This window comes from Flavobacterium sp., from assembly GCF_030146175.1.
Classification (GTDB): Bacteria; Bacteroidota; Bacteroidia; order Flavobacteriales; family Flavobacteriaceae; genus Flavobacterium.
Genome location: NZ_JASLCE010000029.1, coordinates 1 through 10,213, shown reverse-complemented (window position 1 = coordinate 10,213; position 10,213 = coordinate 1). Strand labels below are relative to the sequence as shown.

Genomic DNA, 10,213 nt, shown 5'->3' with positions numbered 1-10,213 from the left:
GAAATTAAAGAGGGAGACAAAAAAAGAACTCAGTTCTTCAAAGGAGTTGTAATCCAAAGAAGAGGTACTGGTCTTACTGAAACATTCACTATTCGTAAAATGTCTGGAAACGTAGGTGTAGAGCGTATCTTCCCTGTAAACATGCCAGCATTAGAGAAAATTGAAGTGAACCAAAGAGGTAAAGTTCGTCGAGCTCGTATCTTCTACTTCAGAGAACTTACTGGTAAAAAAGCAAAAATCAAAGAAAAAAGAAGAAGATAATTCTATTTCGATGTTTTATAGAACAAGTCCCGGCCATGTCGGGACTTTTTTTTTTCGCTAAAATTCAACGCTCTAAATTATCATTTTAGCATTTTTTAAACGCCAAATTAATAAAATCCTAATTCCACTGTTAACCCACTTATTACAACCGCATTTTCTATTGATTTTCGTATCTTTGCTACGCTTTTTAAAAGCCCGACACTACTAACATTATTTCGATACGATTTAAAAAATTCAAACGATGTCACAAAAATCAAAGATTATCTACACCATCACCGATGAGGCACCGATGTTGGCGACACATTCCTTTTTACCAATTGTACAGGCATTCACGGCTCCATCCGGAATTGAAATAGAAACAAGAGACATCTCTCTTGCCGGAAGAATTTTAGCCAACTTCCCTGAATTTTTACAAGAAGGACAACGCATTAATGATGATTTGGCCGAATTAGGAAAACTGGCTACAACACCGGAAGCCAATATCATCAAATTACCAAATATTTCGGCTTCGATTCCGCAATTAAAAGCGGCGATTAAAGAGTTACAGGCACACGGTTTTGCCCTACCGGATTACCCGGAAGATCCAAAAAATGATGCTGAAAAAGAAATCAAAGCTAAATATGCTAAAGTATTAGGATCGGCTGTAAACCCGGTATTACGTGAAGGAAACTCCGATCGTAGAGCGCCAAAAGCAGTAAAAAATTACGCTAAAGCAAACCCTCATTCTATGGGTGCCTGGTCTGCTGATTCCAAAACACATGTTGCCAGTATGGATCACGGTGATTTTTACGGTAGTGAAAAATCGGTAACAATAACAGATGCAACTGATGTTAAAATTGAATTTGCAGCTAACGACGGAACAACAACTGTTTTAAAAGCCAGTACGCCGTTAAAAGCCGGTGAAATCATCGACAGTTCGGTGTTGAGCTTAAAAGCATTGAAAGAATACGTTTCCAAAGAAATCGAAGATGCCCGTGCGAAAAACGTATTGTTATCCATACACTTAAAAGCGACTATGATGAAGGTTTCCGATCCTATCATCTTTGGAGCGATCGTTGAAGTATACTTTAAAGACGTATTTGAAAAATATGCGGCTTTATTTAAAGAATTAAACATCGACACCCGTAACGGTTTAGGCGATGTATACGCTAAAATTGCCGGACATCCGCAACAAGCTGAAGTGGAAGCTGCGATTTTAGACACCTACAAAAAAGGACCGGCTTTGGCTATGGTAAATTCCGATAAAGGAATCACCAACCTTCACGTGCCATCCGATGTGATCGTAGATGCTTCGATGCCGGCTATGATCCGTACTTCCGGACAAATGTGGAATGCTGAAGGCAAACAACAAGACACTAAAGCACTTATCCCGGACAGATGTTATTCCGGATTGTACACGGCTACCATCGATTTCTGTAAAAAGAATGGTGCATTCGATCCAAAAACAATGGGAAGTGTTCCAAACGTAGGTTTGATGGCACAAAAAGCCGAGGAATACGGTTCGCATGATAAAACGTTCCAGGCTACGGCAAGCGGTGTAATCCGTGTAGTGACGGTAGACGGAACTGTTTTAATGGAACAAAACGTAGAAGCCGGTGATATTTTCAGAATGTGTCAGACTAAAGATGCTCCAATTCAGGATTGGGTAAAATTGGCTGTAAACAGAGCGAAAGCAACCCATACTCCTGCTATTTTCTGGTTGGATGAAAACAGAGCACACGACAGAGAGTTGATCAAAAAAGTAAATACTTATTTAAAAGAGTACGATACAACCGGGTTGGATATCCGAATCCTTTCTCCAGTTGAAGCAACACTTTTCTCTTTAGAAAGAATCAAAAACGGATTAGACACGATTTCCGTAACCGGAAACGTATTGCGTGACTACCTAACCGACTTATTCCCTATTTTAGAATTGGGTACATCGGCAAAAATGCTTTCTATCGTTCCGTTAATGAACGGTGGTGGATTGTTTGAAACCGGTGCCGGAGGATCTGCTCCAAAACACGTAGAGCAATTCCTGGAAGAAGGTTATTTACGTTGGGATTCCTTAGGAGAATTCCTTGCTTTGGCCGTATCGTTAGAGCATTTAGGAAATGTATTTAACAGTGATAAAGCGTTAGTATTGGCTGAAACATTGGATCAGGCAACTGAGAAATTCCTGGCGAACGATAAATCACCAGCACGAAAAGTAGGTCAGATTGACAATAGAGGTTCGCACTTCTATTTAGCGCTTTACTGGGCGGAAGCTTTGGCTGCACAAACCAAAGATGCCGAACTTCAGGCTAAATTCGCGCCTGTCGCAAAAGAACTTGCTGAAAACGAAGCTAAAATCGATGCCGAATTAATCGGAGCACAAGGTAAACCGCAAAATATCGGTGGTTACTACCAACCAACACAATCGCTAACAGACAGCGCTATGCGTCCAAGCGAAACGTTGAATGCGATTTTATCCAAATTAGCATAATTATCTTATTCTATAGAATTACAAAGGCAACCTTAGGGTTGCCTTTATTTTTATATACCATTCCACGCTACACCTGACAGGTTTTAAAAACCTGTAAGGTGTTTTGTAATTATCGTTTTAATGAAAAATGGGACTTAAATTCTTTAATCATTCCATCTTCAGTATAGGTCACGGTAAACCAATAATCTGTTGCTGGTAATGGCCTACCGTTAAGCATTCCATTCCATCCGCTTGATTTTGAAGGTTTAATCTGTTTTAATAATTTCCCGTAACGATCGAAAATATAAATTTTTGCATTGGGATCGTTCACCAAATCACCAATATTCCAGAAATCGTGGTAACCATCACCATTTGGTGTAAAATAATGCGGATAATTAATAATTCTTATGGGAATCTTTACGACCGAACATCCGTTGTTATCATAAACCGTTATCCAATGCAATCCTGAACTTACATTGGTAAATACCGGATTCGACTGGATACTTTCGTCGTCCAGTTGGTATACATATTCACCGATTCCAATTGCCTCTACCGTAATCGATTGTTCATCACTAAAAGCTTTCGATGCATAAGCTCTTACTTTGGCGGGTTCCGATTTTTCAATCGTCACTTCTGCCGGTAAAGAGACACAACCGGAAATTGTATTAGTAGCTATTACGGAATAAACACCCGGTTGGTTTACTTCGTAAGTCATTCCTGTAGCCCCCGCAATAGATTGCGGCACTCCACCTATAGCATCTTTGTACCATTGGAATGTATACGTAGCCGCATCAAGTCCACTGTTAATTGTATGTGTACTTAATGTGCTACCGGTAGCACTATCAATACAAACAAAACCGGCGTTTAATATCGGTCTTTTTAATGGTTCCACAATGATCGTTATGGTTTCATAGCTCTTACACCCTTTTTCACTTATCACTTCTACCAATAAAGTTTGTGGTGTATCTGTATTTAGAAATGCCGTTGGAGTATTTATCAACGTAGTCGCATCCGGTGGTAAAGTTGTATTGGTATAATAATTAAAGGTATAACCTGTTGCTCCTCCTGTGATCTGGTTTTCGCGAATCGTTAGATCAAAGAGTTGTTGTTCGTTATTGGACTGAGTAAGACCGCAATGTATAATGTCATCGGGATGTATCAACAATAACGGTTTCCTTATAATCAACTTAAAACTTCCAATAGTATAGCATCCTGCAATTTTACTTTTTACGCGTACCCAGATCGTCTGACCATTGGTACCGATAACGTTTTCGTCTGATAGGATCGGTATATCAGCTTCCGCATTGCTTTTGGAGTTATAGTACTTTACCTGATACGCTATAGATGAATCGGTTTGTGCTGCAAGGATCGCAGCTGTATTTACTGTTAAATCGAATGTCGTCTGATTATCATACGGGTTAGAATCTGCATCACATTCATCCAAATCCAATACCGTCGGCAGAATTGGTTCCCGTTCAACGGATAATCGGAATGAATAAACCTTTTGACATCCGGTTACTGTGTTGCTTGCCAACACCCATAGTGTCTGATTCCATGGAATACTATTACGGTACGGTCGAGTCGTAATCGGAAACAATCCGTTTTGAGCATTTTCCTGGGTTTTGTGGAAACTGACATCAATATTCGTTTGTCCATTTACCATACCCGGAATTAATGCATTTAAATCAAAACTTCCGATTCCATTACCATCACTTCCATCACAACTCACTACTGGTGTTACCGGCATAATTAACACCAATCCCTCCCCTGTTTCTAAGTTCATTGGTGCAACAGAATAGCATCCGGTAGTCGTATTTTTTACCCGCACATAAATCGTGGTCGAGCCGGATATATAGGACATAGGTAATGCATTTTGTTCTAAATCAGCATCTATCTCAGAGGCATGGAATGTCACCGATAGTGCCGTATTACCGGCTTTAATTTCATTCTCTTTGATTGTCAAATCAAAAACAGCATGTCCACTTGTCTCATTACCACAAACCCTATAAGGTGGCAGTACCGGAATCTCTGGTACTGGAATTATACTTATTGAATGACTGCCTGTTATCGATTGACTACAGGCTGGTAAACCGGCCGAAACAATATTGATTAATCTATACGTGATAGGAGCTGTTACTTCCGGGGAAGTTATTGTAGCCGTTCCCATGGCATCTAACGTTATAAGCTCATTAGTTGACAGATCATTTTTCGAATACATCACCGTAGCAAGCGGCGTACCCGTAAAGGTAATAATGGCCGGTTCACCCGAACAGATCGCTCCAGTAGTACTGGTTATTGTAGCGGTTGGTGGTGGTATAACAGTTATCGTTACGGAGTCACTCACCGCTTGAGAACAAACTGGTGTTCCCGAACTCGTTACGCGAACCAATCCATAAGTTCCGGCTGTTGTGGTCGAAATGGTTCCCGCTCCGGAAGCATCCAAAACAACCTGTTGCTCAGAACCTCCATCAATAGTATAAGCAACCGTAGCAAGTGGTGTACCGGTAAAGATAATAGTAGCTGTTTCACCCGAACAAATCGTTGCGGTACCTGATATAGTAGCTGTTGGTAGTGGCTTTACGGTTATTGTTGCGGAACCGGTTAGATTCTGTGAACAAGCCGGTAATCCCGAACCCGTTACTTGAACCAGCGTATAGGTTCCGGCTGTTGTGGTTGAAATTGTTCCCGCTCCCAAAGCATCTAAAACAATCTGCTGATTAGATCCTCCATCAATAGTATAGGTAACCGTACTATTTGGTGTACCGGTAAACGTAACGGTAGCAGTTTCGCCCGAACAAATCGTGGCTGTACCTGCTATTATAGCCGTTGGTAATGGTTTTATCGTTATTGTTGTAGAACCGGTCAGATTCTGGGAACAGACAGGTGTATCCGAAGTTGTTATACGAACTAATGCATAAGTACCGGCTGTTGTGGTTGAAATAGTTCCCGTTCCGGAAGCATTCAAAACAACCTGTTGCTCAGAACCTCCATCAACAGTATAAGCAACCGTAGCAAGTGGCGTACCGGTAAAGGTAATAGTAGCTGTTTCACCCGAACAGATCGTTTCAGTACTGGTTATTGTAGCCGTTGGTAGTGGCTTTACGGTTATTGTTACGGAACCGGTCAGATTCTGCGAACAACCAGGTGTACCCGAAGTTGTGACACGAACCAATGTATAGGTTCCGGCTGTTGTTGCCGAAACTGTTCCTGTTCCCGAAGCATTCAAAATAATCTGCTGTTCAGAACCTCCGTTAATAGTATAGGTAACCGTACTGTTCGGTGTACCGGTAAAGGTAACGGTAGCTGTTTCGCCCGAACAAATCGTTGCAGTACCTGCTATTGTAGCGGTTGGTAATGGTGCTATCGTTATCGTCGTAGAACCGATCAGATCTTGGGTACAGACAGGTGTACCCGAAGTTATTGCACGTACCAATGCATAAGTTCCGGCTGTTGTGGTCGAAAGAATTGCGGTTCCCGAAGCATCCAGTGCAACCTGTTGATTTAAACCGCCATTAACAGTATAAGTAACCGTGGCAAGCGGCGTACCTGTAAATGTAATTGTAGCTGACTCACCCGAACAGATCGTTTCAGTACTGGTTATTGTAGCGGTTGGTGGTGGTATAACGGTGATCGTTGCGGAGTCACTCAGCGCTTGAGAACAAGCGGTTGTGCCCGAACTCGTTACGCGAACCAATGTATAGATTCCGGTTGTTGTTGCCGAAACAGTTCCTGTTCCGAAAGCATTCAATACAATCTGCTGTTCAGCACCCCCATTAATAGTATAGTAAACCGTACTATCTGGCGTACCAATAAACGTAACGTTAGCCGATTCTCCCGTACAAATCCTTGTAGTACCTCCTATTATGGCCGTTGGTAATGGTTTTACCGTTATCGTTGCCGAATCCGTCAGGTTTCGTGTACAGACCAACGCTCCGGCTGATGTTACACGAACTAAAGCATACGTTCCAGCTGTTGTGGTCGAAAGTGTTGCGGTTCCCGAAGCATCTAAAACTAGCTGTTGCTCAGAACCTCCATTAAAGGTATAGGTAACCGTACTATCCGGTGTACCTGTAAGCGTAACGGTAGCTGTTTCACCCATGCAAATAGTGGCGGTGCCAGTTATTGTGACTGTGGGTGATGGTACTATCGTTATTGTTGCAGAACCACTCAGTTCCTTCGAACAACCATGTGTACCCGGAGTCGTTGCACGAACCAATGCATACGTTCCGGCAAGTGTTACCGGAATCATTGCTGTTCCGGAGGCATCCAAAACAACTTGTTGATCAGCGCCTCCGTTAACAGTATAGGTAACTGTAGTCGACGGTGTACCACTAAAAGTTATTGGAGTTGTTTCTCCGGAGCAGATTGTAGCGGTACCGGATATGGTAGCTGTTGGTAATAATCGCACCGTTACCGTTACGGCTTCATCTAGTGCTTCTTCCTCCAACAAAACTCCGATACTATCATATATTTTTATGGCCGTTAAAGTATACACTGTTGTTGTTGTTAGACTCTCCGAAAACGAAAATGTTCCCGAAGCATCCAAAATTGCGGTTTGTTCTGCTCCCCCATTTATATGGTATAGCACTGTAGCATTAGGAGTACCGGTAATCGTAATGGTTACTGCATCACCGGAACAAATCGTTGTTGCACTTGAACTAATCGTTGCCTCCAAATCTATGATACCTGGCGGCGGAACAAAAGCGAAAGCATTTCTACTGTCCGTAGCATTATCTATATTGACAGCACTTCCGATCCATTGCAAATCAAAATCAGCATCTTTGGTCGGCTTGTCAATCCTAATATAATAGAACTCCCCTTTTGTAACGTCTAACCATCGAACAGATCCATTTCCGGTGGCACGATCCGTTTGTGTCACCGTTGTGTTTCCATTCATTCCAATACGATTGGTACTAGGATACACCTCTTTCTGTTTTGGAGTACAAGAACGTATGGGCTTTCCAAGATTGGAACAATCGTTATTGGGACCATATACCCAAAAATTATACGAAAGACCTACTTTCTGATTTTTAGGAGTAATATCAAATCCCAATGTGCCGGATTGAATCACATTGATTTTTAACCATACTGAATTTTCATCTCCGGTTATTTCATCAACTGCTGTTCCGGCACTATCCCTATTGGAAATAAAATGATCATTTCCCCATATATCAATCGCATTAATACAATTGTTGGGTCGGTTCTGTGCCTGCATTATACCGGAAAAAATAAAGGGTAAAACGGTAAGTAAAAGCTTTTTCATATCGTGACTCAGTATTTTGTTTCTTGTTTTTGAGAAGTCGTAAAACAACCTCTTTTGCAAAACATGTTAAACACTTTTGTAAAACATTAAACAAACTTAAGTGCAAATTGAGAATACAGCTCCGGTTGGATTTTTATTGTCCTTTTAATGTCTTAAATAGTATAATTAATACCCTTACAAAATTCTAATTTGGAAGAATTCAAAAAAAAGGGCATTCCAATACCACATACAAAAACAATATCCTAAGGTCTCTAATCAAAAAAGACAGCCTGCTGACTGTCTTTTTGTTAGAATGATTTAATTGAGTTTATCGACCAGAATCTGGTACTTTCGCCCAACCGGAACAATCCGGTCGTCTGTCAGACTCAGATTGTGCTTATGATTAACCATAAGGTGTTCTCCATTAACAATATGGGAACGGTGCACCTGTACAAAACGGCTATCGAGATTATCCATTATTTCGATTAGACTGCCATACACCACAATCGGAACAATCGTATTCCGGATATATACCTTTAGATAATTCCCTACGCTCTCAATACAAACAATCTCAGCCAGTGCAATATCGGTTATATCGCCGTTTACTTTCAGGCGTATTATATCCTTAACTTCTGTTTTCTGACTATTGGCATTACAAAATAGCTTTGCCTTTTCTACCGCTTTGGCAAAAAGAGGGAACGAAACCGGTTTTAACAGATAATCCACCGCATCATACTGAAACGATTTCAACGCATAGTCCGAATAGGCCGTTGTAACAATCGTTACAGGACGTTTTGGCATACGCTCCATGAGTTCAACACCGGTGAGTATCGGCATATTGATATCCAGAAAAATCATATCATAACACTCATTAACAATCATTTGCAAAGCATCTTTACCATTATAAGCACTTCCACCATATAATAGCTCCGGACACTGTCCAATATGCGATTTTATAACCCGGTGTGCCGGTTTTTCATCATCAACGATCAGGCATTTATATTTAATTTCCATAATTGTAATTCCAGTTTAAAAACACCAATGACATTTTTATCAATGGTAATTTTATGTTTTACAAACGATACAATCAACCTTCGTCTCAAATTTTCCAGTCCAAGTCCCGTACTTTCCAAAAATGAGCCTTCTGCCAGACAATTATTCTCAATCGTAAAAATAAGATGATCCTCCATAAATTTCCAGTGGATATCGACATAAGGTTGTTCGCATTCTGACGAGAATTTGATGGCATTTTCAATTAACGTCATAAATACAAGCGGTAGTATAAAAAAATCTTCAAAATCGCCTTCCGAATGTTCGGTGACCTTGAGATTATGGCTCTTATATTGATGATAACCAATATATTTTTGTACAAAATCGATTTCTTCTGTTAAGCAAACATATTCTTTTTTGGTCGCTTCAATCTGATACCGCAACAAACCGGAAAGCTTTAATATCTTTTCAGCCACCGTTTGAGGTTCGGCCAATGCGTCTCCATATAAATTATTCATCGCATTAAGCAAGAAATGCGGGTTGAGTTGCTGCTTTAAAAAAGTGAGCTCCGCCTGGGAATTCAGGAGCTTTTTATGGGTTCGGAAAACATTTTGCAATACCCATAAATTAATAAAATAAATCCCGGTTCCGATAAAAAGCATAAAAAGTGTTCCGAGTATTTCGTTAAAAAGCGAAATATACTCCCCAAAATTCTGCGTAACCTGTACCTGAACGATGATATAAAACAACCAAAAAAGCGCAAAATATTTAAAAAAAGTAAAATATTTTTTCTCCAAAAGAAATTTTCTTACAAGAATTACGTTACTAAACATGACTGCCCCATAAATGGTTGTTAAAATCAGTAGTAATTCAATGAATATGTATTCCGGAGTTTTATCCTGCTTTCTGTCGGCGTATTCATTATACAGGAATAGGGACAAAAGGAGCAGATAAAAGGTAACATTCCGGAACCAGAAGTTTTCGTAGGCAAGGCGTATTTTCATGATTACAAAAATAGAGTAAACGGACTATTTTCAACTCCTTAGCACTATTTTTTATACAAACGCCACTAGTATAATAAATCGAATAATTTATATAAATTTTAACTTAATTTTTCTTGCAGAAGATATCTTTGCAGTAATTTTTTAATCATCAATCAAAAAACGACAATTATCAAAAAAAATGAACTTTAAACTTTTTATTTGCCTATTTTTTTGCTCAGTCGGCATATTTGCCCAGGAGAAAGTGACATTAAGCGGTACCATTTCGGATACCCG

General features: G+C 40.2%; 5 protein-coding genes. 2 read left to right on the top strand and 3 right to left on the bottom strand.

What is annotated here, in order from left to right; translation table 11 throughout:
- Together rplS and Q1R07_RS03415 are read left to right on the top strand one after the other, a co-directional pair.
- Window positions 1-261 (top strand): 50S ribosomal protein L19 (rplS, locus tag Q1R07_RS03420; RefSeq protein WP_300486024.1); only part of this gene is annotated, 261 nt, incomplete at its 5' end.
- 241 nt (window positions 262-502) lie between these two features.
- Complete coding sequence (locus tag Q1R07_RS03415) at window positions 503-2,725, top strand: NADP-dependent isocitrate dehydrogenase (protein WP_300486023.1); 2,223 nt, start codon at window positions 503-505, stop codon at window positions 2,723-2,725.
- 109 nt (window positions 2,726-2,834) lie between these two features.
- Here the strand turns inward: Q1R07_RS03415 and Q1R07_RS03410 are convergent, their stop codons facing one another.
- From Q1R07_RS03410 to Q1R07_RS03400, 3 genes are all read right to left on the bottom strand, one after another.
- A complete protein-coding gene (locus Q1R07_RS03410) occupies window positions 2,835-7,967 on the bottom strand; it encodes a T9SS type B sorting domain-containing protein (RefSeq protein WP_300486021.1) in 5,133 nt (1,710 codons plus the stop codon).
- Between the two features lie 297 nt (window positions 7,968-8,264).
- A complete protein-coding gene (locus tag Q1R07_RS03405; protein ID WP_300486018.1) occupies window positions 8,265-8,960 on the bottom strand; it encodes a response regulator transcription factor in 696 nt (231 codons plus the stop codon).
- Window positions 8,936-9,940: a histidine kinase gene (locus Q1R07_RS03400; protein ID WP_300486016.1), complete on the bottom strand. Its 1,005-nt coding sequence runs from the start codon at window positions 9,938-9,940 to the stop codon at window positions 8,936-8,938. The genes Q1R07_RS03405 and Q1R07_RS03400 overlap by 25 nt, the downstream gene beginning before the upstream one ends.
- Window positions 9,941-10,213: the final 273 nt, after the last annotated feature.

What these genes read in the sequence shown, in the direction of transcription:
- Q1R07_RS03415 (WP_300486023.1), top strand. Translation starts at nt 503, where the DNA reads ATGTCACAAAAATCAAAGATTATCTACACCATCACCGATGAGGCACCG.
- Q1R07_RS03410 (WP_300486021.1), bottom strand. Translation starts at nt 7,967, where the DNA reads ATGAAAAAGCTTTTACTTACCGTTTTACCCTTTATTTTTTCCGGTATA.
- Q1R07_RS03405 (WP_300486018.1), bottom strand. Translation starts at nt 8,960, where the DNA reads ATGGAAATTAAATATAAATGCCTGATCGTTGATGATGAAAAACCGGCA.
- Q1R07_RS03400 (WP_300486016.1), bottom strand. Translation starts at nt 9,940, where the DNA reads ATGAAAATACGCCTTGCCTACGAAAACTTCTGGTTCCGGAATGTTACC.